Here is a 24,588-nt window from a genome sequence, read left to right as displayed (position 1 = left end):
GCGTCGTGCCTGGTATTTTAATGGTATTTGTCACCCGGATGCTGACTGACTTATGATGACGATTCTGCATCCGTTTTCATGGCGTGAGATTCCCGTGCAATCTAACCTCAATATGCTGCTGGCGGTGTACGATCGTGCCGCTTTGATGCTGATTTGCCTCTTTTTCCTGACCCGAACGCGCCATTTCCGGCAGTTGTTGCAGCAGGATGAACATTCGCCGTTCGACCTGTTCGTCGTCACGGCGATTTTTTCCATGTTCGCGCTGTTCAGCACCTGGTCCGGCATTAATGTCGATGGATCGCTGGTGAATGTCCGTGTGGTGGCCGTGATGTCCGGCGGGATTTTGTTCGGCCCTTGGGTCGGCATCACCACCGGTATCATCGCCGGGTTACACCGTTATCTCATCGATATTCACGGCATCACGTCGGTGCCCTGTCTGGTGACCAGCATTGTGGCAGGATTTATGTCCGCCTGGATCCACCTGCGTATTCCCCGCAACAAGCATTGGAGCATCGGTATCGTCGGCGGCATGCTGTGCGAAACGCTGACCATGCTGCTGGTGGTGCTGTGGACGCGGCCTGTTGCGCTAGGCTTGGACATTGTGGCCCACATTGCGATCCCGATGATCCTCGGCACTGTCAGCATCGGGCTGATCGTCATGCTGGTCCGCAGCGTAGAGGGGGAGAAAGAGGCGATTGCCGCCCGGCAGGCGAAGCTGGCGCTAGATATCGCCAACAAAACGCTGCCGCTGTTCCGGCATGTGAATATCGAGTCATTACGTAAGGTGTGCGACATCATCCGCACCGACATTAACGCGGATGCGGTGGCGATGACCAACACCCAGCAGGTGCTGACTTACGTCGGCTACGGGGAGGAAAAATACCACAGCGGCGATCGCGACCTCAGCCCGACCACGCTCCAGGCGCTGAAAAGCGGAAAAATCATCATTAAAAATAACGATGAGGCGCATCGTACGCCGGAAATCCACTCGATGATCGTCATTCCGCTGCGGGAAAAGGGCAAGGTCACGGGGACGCTGAAGATTTATTACCGCCATGCCTACCGCATCACCTGGTCATTAAAAGAGATGGCGATCGGGTTGTCGCAGATTATTTCTACGCAGTTGGAGGTGTCACGCGCTGAGCAACTGAGAGAAATGGCGGATAGGGCGGAGCTGCGGGCCTTACAGAGCAAAATTAACCCGCATTTCCTGTTCAACGCGCTGAATGCCATCTCCACGTCGATTCGGCTGAACCCGGATACGGCGCGTCAGCTGATTATCAATTTGTCGCGCTATCTGCGTTACAACCTGGAACGCAACGATGACGAGCTGATCGATATCAAAAGCGAGCTTTATCAGGTCAAAGATTATATTGCCATCGAGCAGGCGCGTTTTGGGGATAAGCTGACGGTGCTTTATGACATTGATGAGGACGTGAGCTGTCATATTCCCAGTCTGCTGATTCAGCCGCTGATTGAAAACGCCATCGTACACGGCGTCCGTCCCTGTAAGGGCAACGGCGTGGTGGTGCTCAGTATTCAGGAAGTGGGCGACCGTATTCGCGTCGCGGTACGCGATACCGGCAGCGGTATCAGCGATGAAGTGATTGAACGGGTCGCCAAAAATGAAATGCCGGGGAATAAAATCGGGCTGCTCAATGTGCATCACCGTATCAAGCTGCTGTATGGTGACGGTCTGCACATTCGGCAGCTGAAACCGGGCACGGAAATCGAGTTTTACATCAGTAAAAATGGGGCGTCGCTGCCGGAAAGCGCGGTAGCCTTCCCTCCCTGAGTCGAGTCATCAGGATATTTTAGTGAAAGCGATTATTGTTGAAGATGAATTTCTTGCCCAGCAAGAACTAAGCTGGCTAATCAAAGAACACAGTCAGATTGAGGTGGAAGGGGTCTTTGATGACGGCCTCGACGTGCTGAAATACCTTCAGCACCACAAGGTGGACGTCATTTTTCTGGATATCAATATTCCGTCGCTGGACGGAGTGCTGTTGGCGAAAAATATCAGTCAATTCGCCCACAAGCCGCTGATCGTGTTTATCACCGCCTATAAAAACCATGCGGTCGAAGCATTCGAGCTGGAGGCGTTCGACTACATCCTGAAGCCGTATCACGAAACGCGCATCGTCAGTATGCTTCAAAAGCTCGAGGCGGCATGGCATCAGCAACAGACGACAACGGCGGTAGGCGGGGCGGGGCGGTCGGCGCCGATGACCATCAACTTGGTGAAGGATAAACGCATTATCGTGACGAATATTCACGATATCTACTATGCGGAATCGCACGAAAAACTGACTTTCGTCTACACCAAACGAGACGAGTATGTGATGTCGATGAACATCACCGAGTTCTGTAGTCGACTGCCCGAAGCGTACTTCTTCCGATGCCATCGCTCCTACTGCGTTAACCTGAGTAAAATTCGCGAAATCGAGCCGTGGTTCAACAATACTTACATCCTCAAACTCAGTGATTTGGATTTCCAGGTGCCTGTGAGCCGAGGCAAGGTTAAAGAGTTCCGGCAGTTAATGCGCCTTTAAAGGCAGTTCATTCCCTCCACGCAGCCGTTCATGCCCTTACTAAACTCAAGGATGAGCCTCCTCTTTATAATGGTGTCATTCAGCAGGTGCCTTTACCTGCTCATTTCAACACCAGAAAATTAATGAGGGATCCGGAATGAACGCCAAACCGGTAAATCGTGCAGTGATTGTGGCAGGGACTATCCTGGCGCAAATGGGTCTGGGAACTATTTATACCTGGAGCCTCTATAACCAGCCTCTGGTCGACAAATTTAATTGGTCACTGGGCTCTGTCGCCACGACCTTCTCCATCACCAGCTTCTTCCTCGCTTTCGCCACCCTGTTTGCCGGCCGCATTCAAGAACGCATCGGTATTCGTAAACTGACGTTGATTTCCGGTCTGGTGTTGGGGCTGGCTCTGATGTGCAGCGCCTACGTCACTTCACTGACGGCTATCTGGCTGTTGGTCGGCGTAGTCGTCGGATTCGCGGACGGTACGGCCTATATCACGACGCTGTCCAACCTGATTAAATGGTTCCCTAACCGCAAAGGCGTGATCGCTGGCGTGTCCGTCGGTGCCTACGGTACGGGGAGCTTGCTGTTCAAATACATCAACAGCGCCTTGCTGGGCCATGTCGGTATCTCCCAGACTTTCTTCTGGTGGGGCATGATGGCGATGGCGCTAATCGTGACGGGGTCTCTGCTGCTGAAAGAAGCGCAGGTACAGCCGAGCGCACCGAATGCGACCGGCGCGGGCAATATCAACTTCACCGTTAGCGAGATGTTGGCCGTCAAAGAGTCATGGATGCTGTTTGTCGTGTTCTTCACCGCCTGCATGAGCGGTCTGTATCTGATTGGTATCGCCAAAGATATCGGTGTCCGAATGGTCGGTCTGGATGCGGTCACCGCCGCTAACGCCGTCTCCGCCATCGCTATCTGCAACACGGCTGGACGTTTGATCCTGGGATCGCTGTCCGACAAAGTGGGCCGTTTGCGGGTGATTAACTTCACGTTGCTGGTCACCGCGGTCTCTGTCTCCGTCATGGCCTTCCTGCCGATGAATCATCTGACCTTCTTCCTGTGCACCGGCGCGGTCGCCTTCTGCTTCGGGGGTAACATCACGGTCTTCCCGGCGATCGTGGGCGACTTCTTCGGTCTGCGTCATCACAGCAAAAACTACGGTCTGATTTATCAGGGGTTCGGTCTGGGTGCCTTGTCAGGCTCCTTTATCGCGGCACAGCTGGGTGGTTTCCAGAGTACCTTTATCGCCATCACCGTGCTGTCGATCATCTCTCTGCTGATTACGCTGGTGATCCGCCCGCCTAAGTCGACGCCTTCTAAGTCAGCGAAGCTGGTGACCCAGAGCAGCAACGCCTAAGTCTTTCATCACCTATGCCTAAAAGCCTCCATTCGGAGGCTTTTTTGTGCCTGTCGTAAACCATCACTTGAAACGTGTTGCTGCCGCCTGATGTCAGCGGCGGAGCATTGATGTTTTTGACAGACGCTATTCCGAGTGGTGCTGGGTTCCTGCAAGGCAAGGCAAGGCAAGGCAAGGCAAGGCAAGGCAAGGCAAGGCAAGGCAAGGCAAGGCAAGGCAAGGCAAGACAAGTCGATAAAGTCGGGGAGAGGCTGTGGGATTGGGGCATAAAAAAACGCCGCGAGGCGGCGTTTTTTATCCGCTGAAACAGCGGGATGACTCGAGACGTAATTAAACGCGAACGAAGTCGATGTGAGTCAGTTTAGGTTTGAACACGTGACGCTGAACAGCCTGAACTTTCACCTTAGTTTCTTTGCCATCGATAACCAGAGTCAGAGCTTCGGTGTAGAACGGCTCACCCGTACGCTCTTCCAGGTTTTTAACCGGATCGTGATCCAGTTCGATAGCGATCGGCGCTTCCGTACCACCGTAAACGATAGCGGGGAATTTACCGGCGATGCGCAGGCGGCGGCTCGCACCCTTACCCTGCTCTTTACGAATTTCTGCGTTGATAGTAATCATTGCTTTCTCTACTTATATAAAAGTGATCCTGCTACAGGCGACCCAGCAACAGGTTGGATGATTCTGCTCATGCCGAAGCAAAAGCGGGCGGAATTCTAGCGGAATATGGCGCTCCGGGCAAATAAAACCGCCGTGTACTCAGCCGCGTAGCTCATTGGCGCGTCGGTAGCGGCCTTGATAATCGAACAGTTTTTCACGAATTTGCCAGAATTTTCCCTGCTGGCGTGCGACGACGAAGTCGGGCGCGCGCAGGCGCTCCTGTTGTTGCAGAATGTCGGCGCTGGTTTTCCAAGCGAATGGGACGCCGGGCGCGCGTTGATGAACGCGAAGGAACACATACTCAAAGGCCTTTCGTTGCGCGGGCGTGTGCAGCCGAAAGCGCTCATTGACCTCTGCGCCGTCCTCATCGTGATAGGTGACGCGCAGCCAGTCGCCTTGATTATCCGCTCCCGGCGTCAGGCTCATGCCGCTGCAACGCAGCACGAGGGCGTCACGGAGTTTCAGCGCGGCTTTGAGCATATCGTCAGGATCGACCAGTATGGCGTCGCACTGATGGCAGCGACGGGCGGCAATGTCGTTTTCGGCGCCGCAGTGCGGGCAGCTTTTAAAGCGGAAACGGTAATCGCACTGCTCGCGTCGGCCGTCATCCTCTTCGGTAAACCCCTGACAGCGGCGGCCGAAATGTTCGATGACCGTGCCGTCTTCCGTACATTTTCCCCAAAACAGATTGGCAAAGCCGCACTGTGGGCAGAACACCTGCACCGGCTGGCTGTCCGCGTGCGACTTGCTCGCGCCGACTTCCGGCGTGAAGAGGTCGAAGGGATTGCCCGCGTAGTCCAAAATCAGACAGTCGGTTTTGCCCGGAGAGAGACGCAAACCGCGCCCGACAATTTGCTGATACAGGCTGACAGATTCGGTGGGGCGCAAGATAGCGATCAGATCGACATGCGGCGCGTCAAAGCCGGTCGTCAGCACGGAAACGTTGACCAGATAGCGCAGCTTCTGTTGTTTGAACGCCGCAATCAGGGCATCGCGATCTCCGGGCGGCGTTTCACCGCTGATGAGCGCCGCTTCGCCCTCCGGCAGCAGGCGGGTGATTTCAGTGGCGTGTTCCACCGTGGCGGCGAAGATCATCACGCCTTTCCGGTCAGCTCCGTAGTCCTGAACCTGACGGATAATTTGCGGCGTGACGCGTTTCTGACGCTTCAGTTCCCGGTTCAGGTCGGCTTCGCTGAACAGCCCGTGACTCTGTACTTTCAGTTTGCTGAAGTCGTACTGAATCACCGGCATATCCAGACGGTCCGGCGGCACCAGAAAACCGTGTTTAATCATGTAACGCAGCGGCAGCTCATAGATACAGTCGCGAAACAGACAGGTTTCGTCTCCTCGCACCATCCCATGATAGTGGTATTGATAGATCCACCCCTTGCCGAGCCGATAAGGCGTCGCGGTCAGGCCCAGTAGTCGCAGCCGGGGATTGACGCTCTGCAGATGGCGCAGAATCTGACGGTATTGGCTGTCATCCGCGTCTCCGATCCGGTGACACTCATCGACAATCAGCAATGAAAAAGCCTGATCGAAGTGCGTCATATGGCGAGCGACGGATTGAACGCTGCCAAAGACCACTTTGCCCTGACTTTGACGTTGTCCCAGTCCGGCGGAAAAGATATCGGCTTCCAGTCCCAGCGCCCGATACTTTGCGTGGTTTTGCTCGACCAGCTCTTTGACGTGCGCCAGGACCAGCACGCGTCCGCGCGCCAGTCGCGCCAGCTCGGCAATCACCAGACTTTTGCCCGCGCCGGTAGGAAGAACGATCACGGCGTGCGAGGCGTGATGACGAAAATAGTTTAGCGTGGCGTCAACGGCCTCGCGCTGGTAGGGACGTAGCGTAAACGACATAGTTAGCGATAGAGCAAGGCAGTTAACGACAGGATGGACTCCGCTTTTCGCGCGTCGGCATCAAGGCGGACGCTTTGATGGAAAGCGACGGCAACGTGGGAGCGCAATGGCGTTTTCTTGGCGTGGTGCTCGGTTGGTATCATCATTTGTAGTACTTCATCACCCTGAATTGATGACATAATAAGGCTCCTTTGGAATATGCACACCACCATTGAGAAGGGTTCCGCCGCTTGGACAGCAGCGAAATTGCTTCTATTATGCCTATTACTCAGGATAGGAGCGAGCAACGGTAGGCGTTGAGCCGGTCAATCAGCAAGCATTTGCGGTCGGCGCGGCGAACATAGCGACACGATGACTCGCTCCTGCACGCAGGGCCAAGCCCTGACCAGCCACATATGCAATATAGGCAGTAAACCGTTAATGCGATTGGACAAATTTTTATCTCAGCAGTTGGGACTCAGCCGTTCTCTGGTAGCGCGTGAACTTCGCGCTCAGCGAGTCACTGTAGATGGCGAAGTCGTCAAAACCGGCTCTTTCAAGCTGTTGCCGGACCAGATCGTCGAGTTTGACGGTCGTCCCCTCGAACAACAGCATGGGCCGCGCTATTTCATGCTGCATAAGCCGCAGGGCTATGTCTGTTCTACAGACGATCCGGACCACCCAACTATTCTATACTTTATGGATGAACCAATGGCGCACAAGCTTCACGCTGCAGGCCGTCTGGATATTGATACCAGCGGACTGGTGCTGTTGACGGATGACGGGCAGTGGTCTCATCGCATCACCTCGCCCAAACACCACTGCGAGAAAACCTATCTGGTGACGCTGGAACAGCCGTTACATCCAGAGACGGCCGCGCAGTTCGCCGCCGGGATCCAGCTGAATAATGAAAAAAGTCTGACGCTGCCCGCCACATTGGAAAAGGTCGATGATCAGCAGGTACGCCTGACCATCAGCGAAGGTCGCTACCATCAGGTGAAACGCATGTTCGCCGCGGTGGGTAACCATGTCGTGGCCCTTCACCGGGAGCGTATTGGCGGTATCGTTCTGGACGACTCGCTGGAAGAGGGCGAGTATCGTCCTCTGACGCCGGAAGAAGTGGCCAGCGTCGGGCTGTAGTCGTCTCCGGGCAGGCCGTTGTCGTTATGGGCGGCGGCCCGCTCAGTTCAGCGTTTCGTCAGTCGTTGCGTCCGGGCCGTCGGTGAAAAAGTGCGGGGCCACGCGCGCCGTCGTCGTGGGATCGTGTTGTCTATCAGGAGAATGATTTTCAGTGCAAGCTCAACTACCGTCCCGCGTTGGTCTGATCGTCATTCTGGGCCTGATCTCCATGCTGATGCCGCTCGCCATCGACATGTATTTGCCTGCGCTCCCGGTTATCGCCAAAGAGTTTGACGTAGACGCCGGACGCGTGCAGATGACGCTTAGCGCCTACATTTTTGGTTTCGCCATCGGCAGATTTTCTACGGCCCGATGTCGGACAGCGTCGGACGCCGCCCGGTCATTCTCGGGGGCGTGATCATGTTCACGGTCGCCGCTGTCGCCTGCGCGCTTTCGCAATCGGTGGAACAGCTGGTGGCGATGCGTTTTCTCCACGGCCTGTCCGCAGCGTCCGCGAGTGTGGTCATCAATGCGCTGATGCGGGATATGTTCTCCAAGGAGGAGTTCTCGCGGATGATGTCGTTCGTCATTTTAGTCATGACCGTCGCCCCTCTGCTGGCGCCTATTTTAGGCGGCGCGCTGCTGTTTTGGTTGAACTGGCATGCCATTTTCTGGACGATCGCCGCCGCCTCGCTTCTGACCTCGGTGTTGGTCTGGAAATATGTGCGGGAGTCGCTGCCGCCTGAACGTCGACAGCGGTTCAATCTGCAAACGACGCTGAACAACTTTGTGCTGCTGTTCCGCCATCGTCGGGTGATGAGTTATATGCTCGCCAGCGGCCTGTCGTTCGCCGGTATGTTCTCGTTTCTCAGCGCGGGACCATTCGTGTACATCGATCTCAACGGCGTGTCGCCGCAGAATTTCGGTTACTATTTTGCGCTTAACATTATCTTCCTGTTCCTGATGACGTTGTTGAACAGCCGCATCGTGTCGAGAATGGGGGCCTTATTCATGTTCCGCCTGGGCATTCTGATTCAGTTTGTCATGGGGATCTTTCTGGTGGCGGTTTGCGCCCTGCATCTGGGGTTTCTGCCGCTGGTTGTCGGGGTGGCCGTTTATGTCGGCTGCGTGGCGACGGTCGCCTCAAATGCGCTGGCCGTGGTGCTGGGCGATTTTCCGCATATGGCGGGGACAGCCTCGTCCGTCGCAGGGACGTTGCGTTTCGGATTGGGGTCGCTGGTCGGCGTTGCGCTGTCGGTGGCGGCGTTCCATACGGCCTGGCCGATGGTGATCAGTATGGTGGTGTGTTCGGCGGGCGCATTGGCGCTTTATTTCTATGCCAACCGGCCTCGTCGAGCTTGAGTCGATCGCAACATGCCACAACAAAGAAGCATGAATGTTCCTTAAATGTGAATATTTTGCTCTAAAAAGTGAATAATATGAAAATAACGGTTGAGATATAGGGGGTAAAAGGTTACATATAACAAAAATTACCCCTCATTCGTGATCGCCTTAACAAAATATAACCGCCAGAATGGGTTATCACGAACAGGTGGCCGGGTGGTTTTACCGCCGAGAGCGCCATAGCGTAGGGCTGATGACAGGCAGGAAGCCCGCGTCAACGATGTTTTTATTATGTTGTTATTTTGTAAATTTGCATTTTTGCTTAACCGAGGAAAACAGCTGTGAATAGTCTTCAACTTTCGGTGGTTCATCGTTTGCCGCAAAGTTACCGTTGGTTAACCGGTTGCACGGGTATCCGTGTAGAACCGATCCCCCTCAACGGCAGCGAAGATGACGATAACCTCATCGGATTCAAGATGTTAAGTCATGATGAAGAAGATGCTCGTCGTATTATGCCGCAGCTGAAACGATCGCTGGACGAAATCCAGGTGGAGTGCAGCGTGCTGGAATGGGAAGGGGAGTCCTGCCTGTTTCTGCACCGTCAGGATGAAAGCGCCGCCTTATGTCGACTGAAAAATCTGGGCGTGGCGATTGCCGAGCCCATTAGCGCGCAATATCCCTTCTGAATGGCAACCCGCAGGCCGGGTTGCTCTCACATCGATAAGTGCAGTAGCTCACGCGTGTAGGGCTGCTGTGGCTGAGTAAAGACTTCCTGGCACTCTCCCTGCTCCACGACCCGACCCTGTTGCAGCACGATTACCTGATGGCAGAGCGTGCGCACTACCTGCAAGTCATGACTGATAAATACATAAGCGAGCCCATGTTTGCGTTGTAGCGCCTGCAATAACGTCAATATCTGCGCCTGTACGGTGCGGTCAAGCGACGACGTCGGTTCATCCAGAATCAGTAGTTCAGGCTGCAGGATCAGCGCGCGGGCAATGGCGATCCGCTGGCGCTGGCCGCCGGAAAACTCAGACGGGTAGCGATGACGGCTGTCCGGGTCAAGCCCCACTTCCAGAAGCGTGGCGACGACCCGCGCTTCGCGCTCTGCAGGCGTCATTTTGGCATGCACGGTGAGTCCTTCGGCAATAATCTGCTCCACATTCAGGCGCGGATTCAGGGAGGAGTTGGGGTCCTGAAAAACCACCTGAATGCGTTGACGCATCGGCAGCATTTGACGGCGGCCGAACTCATGCAGCGGCTGACCATCGAACCAAATTTCCCCTTGAGAGGCCAGCAGTCGCAGCAACGCCAATCCCGTGGTGCTTTTGCCGGAGCCGGATTCGCCGACCAATCCCAGACTTTCCCCCCGTCGCAGCGTAAAGCTAATGTCCTGCACCACCTGTTTTTTTGCCGTTTTACGCTGTAGTAGCCCGCGTTTGACCGGGAAGCTGACGCTCAGGTGCTTGACTTCCAACAGCGGCGAAGGCTCCGTCGTCAGCGTGGGGGGCGACCCGGTCGGCTCCGAGTCCAGCAGTCGGCGCGTATAAGGATGTTGAGGAGACGTCAGCAGCGCGGCCGCCTGATTCAGTTCAACGCATTGGCCGTTTTGCATCACGGCGATGTTGTCCGCCAGTCGCCGGACGATGTTCAGGTTATGGGTGATAAACAGCAAGCTCATTCCCAGCTCCTGTTTTAACTCCGCCAGCAGGGTCAGGATTTGCGCCTGCACGGTGACATCCAGCGCCGTGGTAGGCTCGTCGGCAATCAGCAAATCGGGCTGGGTGAGCAGCGCCATCGCGATCATGATGCGTTGACGCTCTCCGCCCGACAGTTGATGCGGGTAGTCCGCCAGTCGGGATTTCGCCTGCCGAATGCCGACGCGTTCCAGACACTCGACGATCTCGCCGCGCGCGGCTTCCCGACGCATTCCCCGATGTAGCGCCATCACTTCCGCCAACTGCTTTTCCACGCTTTGCAACGGATTGAGCGATACCATCGGCTCCTGAAAAATCATGGCGATACGATTGCCGCGCAACCGCCTTAGCGTTTCTTCCCGCGCATGCAGCAGGGATTGACCGTCGAACAGAATATCGCCCTCAGGATAGCGCGCCGGCGGGGAAGGCAGCAGGCGCAAAATCGACAGCGCCGTCACGCTTTTTCCAGAGCCGGACTCGCCGACCAGCGCGAGCGTTTCGCCCGCGTGAATATCGAAGGACACGCCGTCCACCACGCGCCTTTCGGCATCACCGCGCTGGAAGGCGATGCTGAGATCCTTGATCTGTAACAGCGGGGTCGTGGTCATATCAATACACCTTGCTCGGGTCGAAGGCGTCGCGCACTGCTTCGCCGATAAAGATAAGGAGTGACAGGACGATCGCCATCACCATAAAGATGGTGATCCCCAGCCACGGCGCCTGTAGATTATTTTTGCCTTCGAGCAGCAGTCCGCCCAGCGAGGGCGAGCCCATCGGCAGGCCGAAGCCCAGAAAGTCCAGCGACGTCAGCGTGATGATGGAACCGCAGAGGATAAACGGCAGGTAGGTAAGCGTCGCCACCATCGCGTTGGGCAGCATACAGCGGAAGATAATCCTGATGTCGCTGACGCCCATGGCCTGAGCCGCCCGGATGTAGTCGAAGTTGCGGGTGCGCAGGAATTCCGCTCGCACCACGCCGACCAGCGTCATCCAGCCGAATAGGACGGTAATCGCCAGCAGCCACCAGAACGTCGGTTGCAGCACGCTGGAGAGTAAAATAATTAAAAACAGCGTCGGCATGCCTGACCAGACTTCGATAAAGCGTTGCCCCCAAAGGTCGAGTCGGCCGCCGTAGTAGCCCTGCGTTGCACCGACGACAATGCCGATAACGGAGGATAACAGGGTGAGCGACAGGCCGAACAGAAGCGACAGACGAAAGCCATACAGCACCTGCGCCAACACGTCCTTCCCCTGACTGTCGGTGCCGAGCAGATTGTCCCTGGATGGCGGCGAGGGAAATGCTGTGGTCGTGGCGTAATTGATGGTGTCGTAGTGATAACGCACCGGAGGCCACAGGGCCCAGCCGTGATCTTCCAGTCGTTTGACCAGATACGGATCGCGGTAGTCGGCCGTCGTGGCGAACTGCCCGCCGAAGGTGGTTTCACTGTAGTTGGCCATAAACGGCACATAAAACTGACCGTCATAGCGCACCAATAGCGGCTTATCGTTGGCGATCAACTCCGAAAACAGCGTGACGATGAAGAAGATCAAGAATATCCACAGTGACCAGTAACCCCGGCGATTGTGTCGGAAGCGGGCCCAACGGGCCTGGTTAGGAGGGCTGAGTCGGCTCATTGGCGCTCCTCAAAATCAATACGCGGATCGACCAGCGTGTAGGTCATGTCGCTGATGATATTCAGCAGCAAGCCGACGAGCGTGAAGATATACAGCGTGCCGAACATGACCGGGTAGTCGCGCTGCAGCGTGGCATCGTAGCCTAACAGCCCCAGCCCGTTGAGCGAGAACATGACCTCGATCAGCAGCGAACCGGTAAAGAACATGCTGATAAAGGTGGCGGGGAAACCGGCGATGACCAGCAGCATGGCGTTACGGAACACATGACGGTACAGAATGCTTTTCTCATTTAATCCTTTGGCGCGAGCGGTGACGACGTATTGCTTGCGGATCTCATCCAGAAAGGCATTTTTGGTCAGCATCGTCAGCGTGGCGAAGCCGCCGATGACCAGAGCCAACACCGGCAGCGTGATATGCCACAGGTAGTCGGTGATCTTGCCGTACCAGGGCAAGGTATCGAAGTGGCTGGAGACCAACCCCCGCAGCGGGAACCAGTCCAGATAGCTGCCGCCCGCAAACAGCACGATTAGCAGGATAGCGAACAAAAATGCGGGGATGGCGTAACCGACCACGATCAGCGTGCTGCTCCAGGTATCAAAGCTCGAACCGTCGCGAACCGCCTTTTTAATACCCAGCGGTATCGAGACGAGATAGATAATCAGCGTGCTCCACAGCCCCAGCGAGATGGACACCGGCATGCGATCCTTGATAAGGCCGATCACCGACTCGCCGCGAAACAGACTATCGCCGAAATCGAAACGCACATAGTCCCACAGCATCTTGAAATAGCGTTCGTGCAGCGGTTTATCGAAGCCGTAACGTTGGGTGATTTCCTGTATCACTTCTGGGTCCAGTCCCCGACCGCCGCGATAGGTATTCTCCACCGAGGGTTTGCCGCCCGGTCCGGCGGCATGACCGCCGCCGCTGCCATAGCCGCTCATCTGCCCCATCTCAATTGCCGCGATGGCCTGATCGACCGGTCCGCCCGGCGCGATTTGAACGATAAAGAAATTGAGGGTGATGATCGCCCACAGGGTGGGGATCACGAAAAGCAGGCGTCGTAACAGGTAAGTTCCCATATCCAATCCTTATTGCCGTTCGGCCGGGAGGGTGGCGGCTTTATCCGCGTCGTACCACCAGCTGTCAAATCCCAGTGCGTACGTCGGACGCACGGCGGGGATACCGAACTTGTTCCAGTAGGCAAAGCGGTCGTGATTGCTAAACCACATGGGGATCATGAACTGTTGCCAGGTCACGACCCGATCTAGCGCGCGCCCGAGCGGCAGCAACGCCGACTTATCGCCCTGATGGCGGGTAATCTCCTCAATCAGGTGATCGATGGCGGGATCTTGCACGCCGGGGGAGTTGTAGCTGGAGTCGAGATACTGGCTGCTCCAGCTCATCGCCAGATTAGCGCTGGGATAAGGCTCGGTGACATAGGGCCGCGACAGCATATCGAAATCCCGCTTGCGCAGACGGTTGTTGAACTGCGGCACATCCACCATACGCACCGTCATCTCGATGCCCAGTCGTTTCAGGCTGTGCTGAAACGGCAGCACGAACTGAGCGTTACCGGCGTTGGAGATCAACAGCTCAAACCGAAAGGGGCGGCCGGTCTGCTGGTTGACCAGCGCGTTGTTTTTCAGCTCCCAGCCCGCCTGCTTCAGCAGGTCGAGCGCTTGCAGCAGATGCGCTCGATCGTAACCGTTGCCGTCGGATTCAGGCGGACGGTAAGCGGGACCAAAGACTTCCGCGGGTATGCGATCTTTTAACGGCATCAGCCATTGCAGCTCGCTGGCGCTGGGAAGGCCCGTCGCCGCGTACTCCGTGTTTTGAAACAGGCTATTGGCGCGCTGATAGCTGTTGAAAAACAGCGCTTTGTTCATCCAGTTGAAATCGAACGCCAGCGTCAGGGCCTGACGTACTCGCCGATCCTGAAACAGGGGGCGCGTTGTGTTGAAGACCAGCCAGCGCGTCGACTGTGCCGCCGTGTTCAGCTCGTCTTTCTTGACGATGTAACCGCGTGAAAAATTGCCGCCCTGATACAACGTCGTCCACTGTTTAGGCGAGCTTTCGATAGACATATCGAAAGCCCCGGCTTTAAAGGCTTCCAGCGCCACGCTTTCATCCAGATAGTAGTCGTAGCGGATCGTATCAAAATTATACAGCCCCTTGTTCACCGGCAGATCGGCGGCCCAGTAGTCCTGCACGCGGGAATAAACCACGTATTGACCGATATGATAGTCGGAGATCCGGTAAGGTCCGCCAGACAGAGGTGGTCGTGTCTGCGGTTCGTTAAACTTGTGATGTTGCCAGTAGGCTTCCGGGATCACGGGCAGGGTCAGTAGCCCGATCATTTTATCTTTATCCGGCGCGCCGAAGTCGAACCGCACGGTATGCGGGTTGAGCGCGCGGGCGGTCGAGCCTTTGTAGTACACGCGGAACTGCGATACGCCCTGCGTCATAAAGGTATTAAAGGTGAAAGCGACGTCTGAGGCGGTGACCGGCGATCCATCGTGAAAGCGGGCGCGAGGGTTCAGGTCGACTTCCAGCCAGCGATAGCCGCTATCGTAGCGTGCTCCGGTGGCGATCAACGGGTAGTAACTGCCGGACTCATCATCGGAATTGACGTAGAGCGAATCATAAAGGGCTTCCGTTCTGACCGCGGGCAGCCCTCTTGAGGCAAAGCGGTTAAAGTTATCGAACGAACCTAAGGCGCTGAGGGTGATGTGTCCGCCTTTTGGGGCGTCTGGATTGGCATAGCCGAAATGCGTGAAGTTTTTATCGTACTTCGGGGCGTCCAACATCGTGAAAGCAAAAGGCTGTTGCAGCGTCTCAGCTTGCGCCAGCAGGGAGGACGCAATAAACAGCAAAGTGGAAACGACGGATTTAAACATCGGGCAACTGACTCCTGAATAACGTCGACCAAGTCATGCTGGCCAACGAATCATTGTGGCGCGTTGCATGGTCATATAAAAAATCGGAAGCGCTAAGTACAGGCACGAAAAGGCATTTTAACGTATTCCCGCCGTATTAGCAGGCGTCTACGTATGCACCAATAAAAAACGCCGCGATAACTCGGCGGCGTTTCGGATTTCGTTTGGTCGGCATGACAGGGAATAAAGAGGATCAGCTATGCGGACCCTGCGCGAGTACCCGACGCCCTTCCTGATAACGGTGTTTCCAGTAGGTTTCGTCCAGATTGGAGATGGTGACGCCGCTGCTGGTTGACGCATGGACAAATTGCTGGCCGCCGAGATAGATCCCGACGTGGCGTCCTGTCGAACCGGCGCGGAATAGGACCAAATCGCCAGGGCGTAGTTTATTGCGTTGGATTTTCTGACCGACTTCCTGTTGCTCGTAGCTTGAGCGGGGGAGGTCCATGCCGAATTGTTCGCGGAAGGTGCGCTGAACAAAGGCGGAGCAGTCAATGCCTTTCTTGGTCTGACCGCCTAAGCGGTAACGAACGCCTTTCCAACTTGCGTACTGGTCCAGCAACTTGGTTTTGACTTCTACGTTCTGGACCATCGCTTCGAATTCAGCCTGAGAGGCTTGTAGTGAAGGATCACCATTAACCACACGCCTATCAGTCTGAGAATTTAATGCTGTATTACTGTGATTGCTGCTGCAGGCGGTGAGCATAATTGCCACCGCGACGGCAGGCACGGCCCGCCAGATGTATCTCAGCATCGGTTGAGATTTGACCATTGTTGTTATATTCCCTTCGTGTCCTTAGCGAACGAAATGATCGCTATATGCTGTATATGCCAAACGAAATGAAGACTTAGGAATCGTTACTTAGGGACAACAACCGGATCGCCAAACCGTGCCGAGCAGCACTTTTTCTATAGCGGTACGTTCTGTCTATAGCGTTTCGCGCGTGGCGGACAATCGTTCATAAATAACAGATTTTGTCGAGACTACCGGAATGAAAAAAATATTGCGAGTACTTTCCCTCCTTTTATTTATATGAATTCGTGATGAAATTTTACAGAGAACGGATATAAATCACTGCGGAACGGAATAATGATAGCAGAACACTGTTTTTACAGACTAAAAACTGAGGGAAAGAAGGGAGAACCGCAGCCAAAAGAGAGAATATCTGGCTGCGGTGAAACATTAGTGCGAGGCGTCGGTCGGACGATATTTACCGGGAATTCGGCGGTTCAGAGCATTGAGCAGGGCATCGCTGGCTGGCGTCATCAGCCACCAGCTTAATCCCACCAGAACGACGGACAGCGAGCCGACGGCAATATCCGTAAACCAGTGCGCGCCAATCATGACTCGCGGCAGCGAAAAGACGACGGTAATTAGTACGCCGATCAAAAAGGCTTTTACGCCGAAATAGCGCAGCATAAAGGCGGTGAAGATCATCAGCATCATGCCGTGGTCGCCCGGGAAACTGTCGCGAGAGGCGTCTTTGGTCGGGATGCCGGTCAGTTCGCCGACGCGGTTGATGTTTTCAAAGAACAGCGAAGGGCTGGCATGTTGCACCGGCAGCAAATGGCCGAGCTGGTTCAGCCCCACGGCGGTAATCAGCATGACGATCCCCAGGATCAGCAGGCGACGGCGCTCGACAGGCGCGGCTTTGAAATAAAAGCTCAGATAGAGCGCGCCCATCGCCAGCAGCGAGCAGCCGTCAAATGCGCGGTTGTTGGTCATCGCTACCAGCATGAGGAATGCATGGTTGGTTGACAGGTGCTGATTAAAATAAAAGAAAATAGATTCATCAATGGCAAACCAGAAGCCGTGATTGGCCGGTAAATACCAGGAAAGAAACAACGCAATGCCGATCGCGTTGAATAAGAGGATCATAGGAATATTTCGTTTAGACATAGGAACTGCTCATTAACTTAAGAATTAAAAATAAATTACTGCATGGTGGTTAAACGGGCTTGTAACAGTGTGCGCTGTAGCGAATTCCACTCTGCTTCGGTCTCGTTGATAATCTCTATACGACTATCCGGCGGCGGTGCGGAACGCGTTTCGATATGAAGATCATTCCCCTGACGGTTGACCACCAGCGTCCCTTCCGGAATACGCAGTACCCCTTTAATACGGCTCACGGGCGACAAACGTACCCAGTCCAGCAGCCTCGGCGTGTCAAACACCGACCCCGCATCGAATATCCAGCCACAGGAATGATATCCCTGTCCGTGATTGAGCGCACGTCTCCAGGTGGTCTGTCCGTCCAGACTGAGTGCCGCCAGTCCGTGACGCGGCGGTTCATCATGATGATGGTGACGGGCAGACGGCAAGTCGGCGCCACGTTCTCCCGGCAGCGACAACAGCGCGGCATCGATGTGGCCCTGACTTACAGAGATGAGCCTGCGCGCTTGTCCAGCGTCGTCATACCAGCGACTTAACGCGGCGCGATCGTCATCATCGTAGGTATCCTGTTTGTTGGCGATGATCACATCCGCCGCCGCCAGCTGGTCGCGAAAGTTTTCGTTTTCCGTATAGCGCGGCTCCGCCAGCTGACGCGCATCCAATACGCACAGCGTTGCCTGCACGGTCAGCCAGGGTTCATAGGTCGCGGAACGCAGCAACGACAGAATTTGTTTAGGGTGCCCGAGTCCAGTAGGTTCGATCAGCAGACGATGCGGTTTTTTCTGCTGAAGCAGCATGTTCAGCCCGACCTGCATCGGTAAACCGTTGACGCAACACAGACAGCCGCCGGGGATCTCTTTCAGCACGGCCCCGCGGTCGGCCAGAAACGCGCCGTCGATACCGATCTCGCCGAATTCGTTGACCAGCACGGCCCAGACTTCATCTGCCGGTTTCTGAGACAACAGGTGAAGCAGAGTGGTGGTTTTGCCGCTGCCGAGGAAACCGGTAATCACATTGACTTGGGTTAACACAGGCATCTCCCGCAGAAATCAGTGAAACAAGACGCCCGGCATACCCCGGACGTCGAGACGACGCGTGTTATTCGGCGCGGCCCATATAACGGCGCTCCGGGATATGGATACGAATTTTTTCACCGGCGCTGAGGTATTCCGGCACCTGAATCACCAGACCGGTGTTCAGCGTGGCGGGTTTGTTGCGTGCGCTGGCAGAAGCGCCTTTGATGCCGGGCGCGGTGTCGACAATTTCCAGATCGACCGTCTGAGGCAGTTCCAGCGCCAGAATCTGCCCATCCATCGTCAGAACCTGAATACCCGGCATGCCGCCTTCAGGAATAAACAGCAGCTCATCTTCGATCTGCTCTTTTTTGAAGTTGTACGGCGTGTAGTCCTCATCATCCATAAAGACATATTCGTCGCCATCGATATAAGAGAAGGTCACCTGACGGCGAGAAAGGGTGATGGTGTCGAGGATATCATCGCCTTTAAAGCGCTCTTCGACTTTAAGTCCGGTACGCACATCGGAAAAACGCATTTTGTACAGCGTGCTGGCGCCACGGGCGCTCGGACTCTGAATATCGATATCTTTGACCAGCAGCAGCTTGCCGTTGTAGTTGACGGCCATACCGCGTTTGATTTCGTTAGCTCTTGCCATGGAAGACGTACCTTGTGAAGGGTGAGATAAATTTTTGTGGCGACAAGTTACTCGCGCGGCCGGATTCAGGCAAGCAGGATTTACGTCAGGCGGCGTCAACGCGCGGAAAAGCGGTAGTCTTTGCCGATGAGGGCTGATATGGTCCGCCTTTGTCATCCCGCACCTCATCGCCCACAGGAACTTCGTGATGGACTGTCGTCCCGACTGCGGCGCTTGCTGCATTGCACCTTCTATATCGAGTCCGATTCCCGGCATGCCTGAGGGAAAACCCGCCAATACGCCGTGTATCCACTTGGACGAGCGAATGCGCTGCGGCATTTTCCATTCGCCGTTACGGCCTGCCGTGTGTGCAAGCCTACAGCCTCAGCGAGATATGTGCGGTCAACACCGTGATGAGGCACTTATCTACCTGATTCAGCTGGAGAATGAGACCGCGCCCTGAAAGGGTGTCATAAATCAGGCATCTTTAATGCGCCACATGCAGTAGCCTGCCGCCAGACTCAGGCCGAGCGCAAAGATGAATCCCGCATGATAGCTCCAGACCTCCGCTACGAGTCCGCCCAGCGAGCCGGAAATAATCCAACCAACGCGAGATGTATTCGAAAAGAGCGTCGTGGCCGCGCCCGCCTGACCCGGCATCAGATCCTGAAAATACAGCATACCTATGCCAGCCAGAATACCGATAAATACGGCGTTCAGCAGTTGCAAGGCTAGCAACGCCCACGCGGAGTCCAGCAGACACAATCCGAGATAGAACAGCAGTCCGGCGGCGATAGCCAGCCGCATCAAGTAGCGCTTGCCAAGACGTCGGGCGAGATAACCCGAAATCAGCATCGCTGGAATCTCCAGTCCGGCCGCCGTGCCCATCATCACGCCCGCCAGCTTTTCTTCCAGCTTCAGCTCTTGCACTAGATAAAGCGGCATATTGATGAGGTAGATGCCGTTACAGGTCCACATCAGCGTACAGGCGGCGCAGAGCAGCAGCGTGTCGCGACGATTACGGCGCGGCGAAGCCACTGTTTCGGCGGTTTTCACCCGGGGATGCTTTGGCATCGACGGCAACAGCAGCCCAACCAGCAGACCGCACAGCAAGAACACGCCGGTGGCGGCCATGTACATCGCCGGGAAACCCAATCCCAGCGCTAACGCAAAGGCGATGGGCGGCCCAACGACCCAGGACAATGAAATCTGCGCGCGCATCACGGAGCTGAACATCGCGGCCTCGCGCCCGGAACGGTCGGCGTATTCACGCGCCAGCGCGAACAGTTGGGGGTTAGCTGTGGACCCGAAGCTGGAGAGCAATACGCCCACCAACAGCAGTACCGCATAGTTCCTATTCCAGGCGAACAGCAGGCAAGCCAGCGCGCCAAACAGGCAGCAGGCCACGATCAGCCGTTTGCGGTCGCCGCGATTGTCGGAGTAACTGGCCAGCAGTTGGCTGACGACAATGCCGATAACCGCATTGCCGGTATAGAACAGTCCCACCAGCACCGGACGTGCATGGACTTCCGTGGAGAGGAACAGACTCAACGTCGGGAGCTGTAAGGCTCCGGCGATACCGGAGAGAAACGCGATAAGCAAAAAAGCTGACGCGGTGATGTCGGGTAGTCTTCGCGGCGTACTGGCGGATGTATGCATGATGGTCTGGCAGAGTGAAAAATAAACAGAGCGGCGTATTCTACGCCTGCGGGATGTGAAAGGGGAAACCGTTTCATTCCTTTTTCTTCAGCACGCTTTCAGCTGGCATCGCGCTGAATCTGAACTATAACCTTGTTGATGCGAAAATGTGCGTGACCTCTAAGAATCACACTGAGTTTTATGGACAATGCTTGCATAGATATTGGGAAAGACGCAGTATTTTTGAAACGTTTCAGTTGCGTGTTTTATGAAACGATTTTGATCACTCGGCCATTTTTTTCCCATAAAAGCTGAAACGATTCAAGTTTGGCAGGAGAGAAGAGCTATGTTCCAGTTGTCACAGCAAGATATTCATATAGGGGCGACCGCCGGCGACAAGCAGGAGGCCATCAGACAAGTGGCCGCCGCGTTGACTGAAGCCGGTTGCGTCAGCGAAGGGTATGTTGAAGGAATGCTACAGCGTGAACTGCAAACCTCTACTTATCTGGGAAACGGTATCGCCATACCACATGGAACGACGGATACACGCGATCTGGTCCGCAAAACGGGCATTCAGGTGTTTCAGTTTCCTAAAGGGATCGCCTGGGGAGACAACCAAACCGCCTATGTGGTTTTGGGGATCGCGGCACGTTCTGACGAACATCTGGCGCTGCTGCGTCAGCTGACGCATGTGTTAAGCGATGACAGCGTAGCCGAACGTTTGGCGACAACCACGTCGACGGAAGAGTTGCGCAGTTTGCTGATGGGCGAACAACAGGCCGCGGAGTTTCGCTTCGACGCCTCGCTGATTTCCCTGAACGTGGCGACGGATAACCTGATCACGCTGCAGGCGCTGAACGCGGGCAAACTGCAGCAGATTGGCGCCGTCGACGCTCGCTTCGTCAGCGATGTGGTGGCCAGCAAGCCGCTGCATTTGGGCCACGGTATTTGGATCAGCGACAGTCAGGAAGGCAACCTGATTAGCGCGCTGGCGGTCAGCCGTCCGCTGGAGCCTTTTGTTTCCGATGACGAAAAAGTGGCGATGCTGCTAACGGTTTCTGCCGTCGACGATCAGGTTAATGCGCCGATTGATTACCTGAGCAAGCTGCTGAGTGCGGGGAAATCCGACAGCCTTCTCAGCGCCGATGCGCCAACGCTGCTGACTCTGTTGTCCAGCGAAGCCGCGGAAGAAAGCAACGCGCTGGTGGCGGAGTTCGTTATTCGTAACGAACACGGTCTGCATGCACGTCCCGGCGCCATGCTAGTCAACGTCGTCAAACAGTTTACGAGTGAAATCACCGTCGCCAACCTCGACGGAACGGGCAAACCGGCTAACGGCCGCAGCCTGATGAAAGTGGTGGCGCTGGGCGTGAAGTCCGGCCATCGTCTACGTTTTACGGCCAATGGCAGCGACGCTGAAGCCGCGCTGAAAGCCATTGGTGAAGCTATTGCATCCGGATTAGGGGAGGGAGCATGAGCAGGAGAGTCGCGACCATTACGCTGAATCCGGCTTACGATTTAGTGGGATACTGCCCGCAGGTCGAACGTGGGGAAGTCAACTTGGTCCAAACCGCAGGGCTGCACGCGGCGGGTAAAGGGATTAACGTCGCCAAGGTTCTGAAAGACTTGGGCATTGATGTGACGGTAGGCGGATTCCTGGGGAAAGATAACCAGGATGGATTTCAGCAGCTGTTCAGCGAGCTGGGGATCGCCAACCGTTTTCAGGTCGTCAACGGCCGCACGCGTATCAACGTCAAGCTGACGGAGCAGGACGGTGATGTGACCGACCTGAACTTCTCGGGCTTTGAAGTGACGCCGCAGGATTGGCAACGCTTCGTGAATGATTCGCTGAGCTGGCTGGGCCAGTTCGACATGGTGGCGGTCAGCGGTAGCCTGCCGGCTGGCGTCGACCCCGACGCTTTCACCGACTGGATGACTCGCCTGCGCAGCCAATGTCCGTGCATTATTTTCGACAGCAGCCGCGAAGCGCTGGTTGCCGGTCTGAAAGCATCTCCGTGGTTGGTCAAACCTAACCGTCGCGAGCTTGAAATCTGGGCGGGCCGCAAGTTGCCGACGCTGGAGGACGTCGTTGATGCCGCGCACGCGCTGCGTGAACAGGGGATTGCTCACGTCGTCATTTCTCTGGGCGCGGAAGGCGCGCTGTGGGTCAACGCTTCCGGCGCCTGGCTGGCCAAGCCGCCGGCCTGCGATGTGATCAGCACCGTCGGCGCGGGCGACTCCATGGTCGGCGGCCTGATTTATGGCCTTCTGATGCGCGAATCCAGCGAGCATACGCTGCGTCTGGCGACGGCGGTGGCGGCACTGGCGGTCAGCCAGAGCAACGTTGGCGTAACGGACCGGCCGCAGCTTGCTGCGATGATGGCCCGCGTTGATTTGAAACCTTTCAATTAACAGCAGGAGAAGCACAATGAAAACGCTGCTGATATTCGATAAATCGTTAGGAAGAGTCAAAAGCAGATTAGTGCAAAACCAGCTTGGCGCCGCAGCGCCGAAAGCGGGACTCACGCTGACGGAGCAGCCTGCCGAGGCTGAGCTGGTCATCGTGTTTGGTGGTCAACAGGCAGACAGTACGCTGAACGGAAAAAACGCGTTTTTCGCTGATGTCGGCGAAGCGCTGAGTCAGCCGGATGCGTTGCTGGAAAAAGCCAAGTCGGAAGCCACGCCTTATCAGGCGAGCGCAGCGGCAGCGGCGAAAGCATCATCTTCCGCGGCGTCGACTGGCTTAACTCGCGTTGTCGCCGTCACTGCATGCCCGACCGGCGTCGCTCACACCTTCATGGCGGCGGAAGCCATCGAAACGGAAGCGAAGAAGCGCGGCTGGTGGGTCAAAGTGGAAACGCGCGGCTCTGTCGGCGCGGGCAACCCTATCACGCCCGAAGAGGTTGAACAGGCGGATGTGGTGATCGTCGCCGCCGATATCGAAGTCGACCTCAGCAAATTCGCTGGGAAGAAAATGTACCGCACCTCAACCGGTCTGGCGCTGAAAAAAACCGCGCAGGAGCTGGATAAAGCGCTGGCGGAGGCTACCGTTTACCAGCCGTCTGGGCAGTCCAGCGCGCCAGCTTCCGGCGGTAAAAAAGGCGGAACCGGGCCATACAGCCATCTGCTGACCGGGGTGTCTTACATGCTGCCGATGGTGGTGGCCGGAGGGCTGTGTATCGCGCTTTCGTTCGTGTTCGGCATCGAGGCGTTCAAGCAGGAAGGGACGCTGGCCGCGGCGCTGATGAAGATCGGGGGAGGTTCCGCCTTCGCGCTGATGGTGCCGGTGTTGGCCGGTTATATCGCCTTTTCCATCGCGGACCGCCCGGGCCTGACGCCGGGTCTGGTCGGCGGGATGCTGGCGGTGAGTACCGGCGCAGGATTTATCGGCGGGATCATCGCAGGTTTCCTGGCAGGTTATCTGGCTCGCGCCATCAATAATCACGTCAAGCTGCCGCAAAGCCTCACCGCGCTGAAGCCCATACTGATTATTCCGCTGATCGCGACGCTGATTACCGGTCTGATCATGATTTATGTGGTGGGTACGCCGGTGGCCAAAATCCTGACCGGGCTGACCTCTTGGCTGCAGTCAATGGGAACGGCCAACGCGGTGATTCTCGGCGCGGTATTAGGCGGCATGATGTGTACGGATATGGGCGGGCCGGTGAACAAGGTGGCCTACGTCTTCGGGACGACGTTGCTCAGCAGCCAGGTTTACGCACCGATGGCGGCCGTCATGGCCGGCGGGATGGTGCCGCCGCTGGCGATGGGGCTGGCGACGCTGTTGGCCGGTAAGAAATTCACTCCGCCGGAACGCGAAGGCGGCAAGGCTGCGCTGGTGCTGGGGATGTGCTTCATTTCAGAAGGCGCAATTCCTTACGCGGCGCGTGACCCGATGCGCGTCCTGCCGTGCTGCATTATCGGTGGCGCATTGACCGGCGCGTTGTCCATGGCGGTCGGCGCTAAACTGATGGCGCCGCACGGCGGTCTGTTCGTGTTGTTGATTCCGGGTGCGATCACTCCGGTTATCGGTTACCTGCTGGCGATCATCGCGGGTACGGTAGTCAGCGGCGTGCTGTATGCCCTGCTGAAACGGCCGGAACCGACAGCGGCGGCTCCGGTGCCGAGCGAACATCTCTAAGCGATGCCTAAGTGCTAACAAGAGTATTAATGATGAACGCCAGTCTTCGGACTGGCGTTTTTTATTGGGAGAAGGTGAATGACATTCCCCGTCAGCGTGACGGATTCAGGCGCTGGGAGAATCATC

22 protein-coding genes and 1 pseudogene are annotated in these 24,588 nt (G+C 56.1%); 11 read left to right on the top strand and 12 right to left on the bottom strand.

All coding sequences use genetic code 11. The annotated features are described in order from the left end of the window. Positions 1 to 52: 52 nt before the first annotated feature. The 4 genes from AU509_RS09220 to AU509_RS18140 all read left to right on the top strand — a co-directional run bounded on the left by AU509_RS09220 (position 53) and on the right by AU509_RS18140 (position 4,214). Positions 53 to 1,795: a sensor histidine kinase gene (locus AU509_RS09220; protein ID WP_276330732.1), complete on the top strand. Its 1,743-nt coding sequence runs from the start codon at positions 53 to 55 to the stop codon at positions 1,793 to 1,795. A 22-nt stretch (positions 1,796 to 1,817) separates the two neighbouring features. Further along, positions 1,818 to 2,552: a LytR/AlgR family response regulator transcription factor gene (locus AU509_RS09215; protein ID WP_085652905.1), complete on the top strand. Its 735-nt coding sequence runs from the start codon at positions 1,818 to 1,820 to the stop codon at positions 2,550 to 2,552. A gap of 136 nt (positions 2,553 to 2,688) precedes the next feature. Then, complete coding sequence (locus AU509_RS09210) at positions 2,689 to 3,909, top strand: L-lactate MFS transporter (RefSeq protein WP_085652906.1); 1,221 nt, start codon at positions 2,689 to 2,691, stop codon at positions 3,907 to 3,909. 110 nt (positions 3,910 to 4,019) lie between these two features. Beyond that, a complete protein-coding gene (locus tag AU509_RS18140) occupies positions 4,020 to 4,214 on the top strand; it encodes a hypothetical protein (protein WP_176223468.1) in 195 nt (64 codons plus the stop codon). Positions 4,215 to 4,239: 25 nt separating this feature from the next. Here AU509_RS18140 and rplY read toward each other — a convergent pair whose 3' ends face one another. From rplY to AU509_RS18135, 3 genes are all read right to left on the bottom strand, one after another. After that, positions 4,240 to 4,530: a 50S ribosomal protein L25 gene (rplY, locus tag AU509_RS09200; RefSeq protein ID WP_085652907.1), complete on the bottom strand. Its 291-nt coding sequence runs from the start codon at positions 4,528 to 4,530 to the stop codon at positions 4,240 to 4,242. A gap of 138 nt (positions 4,531 to 4,668) precedes the next feature. Further along, positions 4,669 to 6,429 carry a DEAD/DEAH box helicase gene (locus AU509_RS09195; RefSeq protein WP_085652908.1) on the bottom strand — a complete coding sequence of 587 codons (1,761 nt, stop codon included), beginning with the start codon at positions 6,427 to 6,429 and terminating at the stop codon, positions 4,669 to 4,671. Between the two features lie 2 nt (positions 6,430 to 6,431). After that, positions 6,432 to 6,608, bottom strand: coding sequence for a hypothetical protein (locus AU509_RS18135; protein WP_176223467.1), 177 nt, complete (start codon positions 6,606 to 6,608; stop codon positions 6,432 to 6,434). 241 nt (positions 6,609 to 6,849) lie between these two features. Here AU509_RS18135 and rsuA point away from each other — a divergent pair, with 241 nt between their 5' ends. From rsuA to AU509_RS09180, 3 genes and pseudogenes are all read left to right on the top strand, one after another. Continuing rightward, positions 6,850 to 7,548 carry a 16S rRNA pseudouridine(516) synthase RsuA gene (gene rsuA / locus AU509_RS09190; RefSeq protein WP_085652909.1) on the top strand — a complete coding sequence of 233 codons (699 nt, stop codon included), beginning with the start codon at positions 6,850 to 6,852 and terminating at the stop codon, positions 7,546 to 7,548. A gap of 208 nt (positions 7,549 to 7,756) precedes the next feature. After that, positions 7,757 to 8,889 (top strand): annotated as a pseudogene (locus AU509_RS09185) (Bcr/CflA family multidrug efflux MFS transporter). 323 nt (positions 8,890 to 9,212) lie between these two features. Beyond that, the gene (locus tag AU509_RS09180) at positions 9,213 to 9,557 is read left to right on the top strand and encodes a YejG family protein (protein WP_085652911.1); all 345 of its coding nucleotides are present in this window, start codon (positions 9,213 to 9,215) and stop codon (positions 9,555 to 9,557) included. 26 nt (positions 9,558 to 9,583) lie between these two features. On the opposite strand, the gene yejF is transcribed toward AU509_RS09180, so the two are convergent. From yejF to yeiP, 8 genes are all read right to left on the bottom strand, one after another. Beyond that, the gene (yejF, locus tag AU509_RS09175; protein WP_094118184.1) at positions 9,584 to 11,176 is read right to left on the bottom strand and encodes a microcin C ABC transporter ATP-binding protein YejF; all 1,593 of its coding nucleotides are present in this window, start codon (positions 11,174 to 11,176) and stop codon (positions 9,584 to 9,586) included. A 1-nt stretch (position 11,177) separates the two neighbouring features. Next, the gene (locus tag AU509_RS09170) at positions 11,178 to 12,203 is read right to left on the bottom strand and encodes an ABC transporter permease (protein ID WP_085652913.1); all 1,026 of its coding nucleotides are present in this window, start codon (positions 12,201 to 12,203) and stop codon (positions 11,178 to 11,180) included. Beyond that, a complete protein-coding gene (locus tag AU509_RS09165) occupies positions 12,200 to 13,282 on the bottom strand; it encodes a microcin C ABC transporter permease YejB (protein WP_085652914.1) in 1,083 nt (360 codons plus the stop codon). The genes AU509_RS09170 and AU509_RS09165 overlap by 4 nt, the downstream gene beginning before the upstream one ends. Positions 13,283 to 13,291: 9 nt before the next feature. Then, the gene (locus AU509_RS09160) at positions 13,292 to 15,100 is read right to left on the bottom strand and encodes an extracellular solute-binding protein (protein ID WP_085652915.1); all 1,809 of its coding nucleotides are present in this window, start codon (positions 15,098 to 15,100) and stop codon (positions 13,292 to 13,294) included. Between the two features lie 232 nt (positions 15,101 to 15,332). Beyond that, the gene (gene mepS, locus AU509_RS09155) at positions 15,333 to 15,911 is read right to left on the bottom strand and encodes a bifunctional murein DD-endopeptidase/murein LD-carboxypeptidase (RefSeq protein WP_085652916.1); all 579 of its coding nucleotides are present in this window, start codon (positions 15,909 to 15,911) and stop codon (positions 15,333 to 15,335) included. Positions 15,912 to 16,322: 411 nt separating this feature from the next. Further along, positions 16,323 to 17,039 carry a phosphatase PAP2 family protein gene (locus AU509_RS09150; RefSeq protein WP_085652917.1) on the bottom strand — a complete coding sequence of 239 codons (717 nt, stop codon included), beginning with the start codon at positions 17,037 to 17,039 and terminating at the stop codon, positions 16,323 to 16,325. 35 nt (positions 17,040 to 17,074) lie between these two features. Next, the gene (locus tag AU509_RS09145; protein ID WP_094118183.1) at positions 17,075 to 18,064 is read right to left on the bottom strand and encodes a CobW family GTP-binding protein; all 990 of its coding nucleotides are present in this window, start codon (positions 18,062 to 18,064) and stop codon (positions 17,075 to 17,077) included. Positions 18,065 to 18,131: 67 nt separating this feature from the next. Then, entirely contained in the window at positions 18,132 to 18,704 is a 573-nt protein-coding gene (gene yeiP / locus AU509_RS09140) for an elongation factor P-like protein YeiP (protein ID WP_026740510.1), read from the bottom strand. Between the two features lie 187 nt (positions 18,705 to 18,891). On the opposite strand from yeiP, the gene AU509_RS09135 reads away from it, so the two are divergent. Next, a complete protein-coding gene (locus AU509_RS09135; protein ID WP_085652919.1) occupies positions 18,892 to 19,146 on the top strand; it encodes a YkgJ family cysteine cluster protein in 255 nt (84 codons plus the stop codon). A gap of 14 nt (positions 19,147 to 19,160) precedes the next feature. Here the strand turns inward: AU509_RS09135 and AU509_RS09130 are convergent, their stop codons facing one another. Continuing rightward, positions 19,161 to 20,342, bottom strand: a complete 1,182-nt coding sequence (locus AU509_RS09130; protein WP_085652920.1) for a sugar efflux transporter — start codon at positions 20,340 to 20,342, stop codon at positions 19,161 to 19,163. A gap of 325 nt (positions 20,343 to 20,667) precedes the next feature. Between AU509_RS09130 and fruB the strand changes: the two genes are divergently transcribed. Genes fruB through fruA form a run of 3 tightly spaced genes read left to right on the top strand, consistent with a single transcriptional unit; the run spans position 20,668 to position 24,462 of the window. Continuing rightward, on the top strand, positions 20,668 to 21,798 hold the full coding sequence (gene fruB, locus AU509_RS09125; RefSeq protein WP_085652921.1) for a fused PTS fructose transporter subunit IIA/HPr protein: 1,131 nt from the start codon (positions 20,668 to 20,670) through the stop codon (positions 21,796 to 21,798). Next, a complete protein-coding gene (gene fruK, locus AU509_RS09120; RefSeq protein ID WP_085652922.1) occupies positions 21,795 to 22,733 on the top strand; it encodes a 1-phosphofructokinase in 939 nt (312 codons plus the stop codon). Before fruB ends, fruK begins: the two co-directional genes overlap by 4 nt. A gap of 16 nt (positions 22,734 to 22,749) precedes the next feature. Continuing rightward, complete coding sequence (gene fruA, locus AU509_RS09115) at positions 22,750 to 24,462, top strand: PTS fructose transporter subunit IIBC (protein ID WP_094118182.1); 1,713 nt, start codon at positions 22,750 to 22,752, stop codon at positions 24,460 to 24,462. Positions 24,463 to 24,588 lie beyond the last annotated feature (126 nt).

Source organism: Lonsdalea britannica, from assembly GCF_002111595.1.
Lineage (GTDB): Bacteria > Pseudomonadota > Gammaproteobacteria > Enterobacterales > Enterobacteriaceae > Lonsdalea > Lonsdalea britannica.
This window is presented reverse-complemented; position numbering and strand designations above follow the sequence as displayed.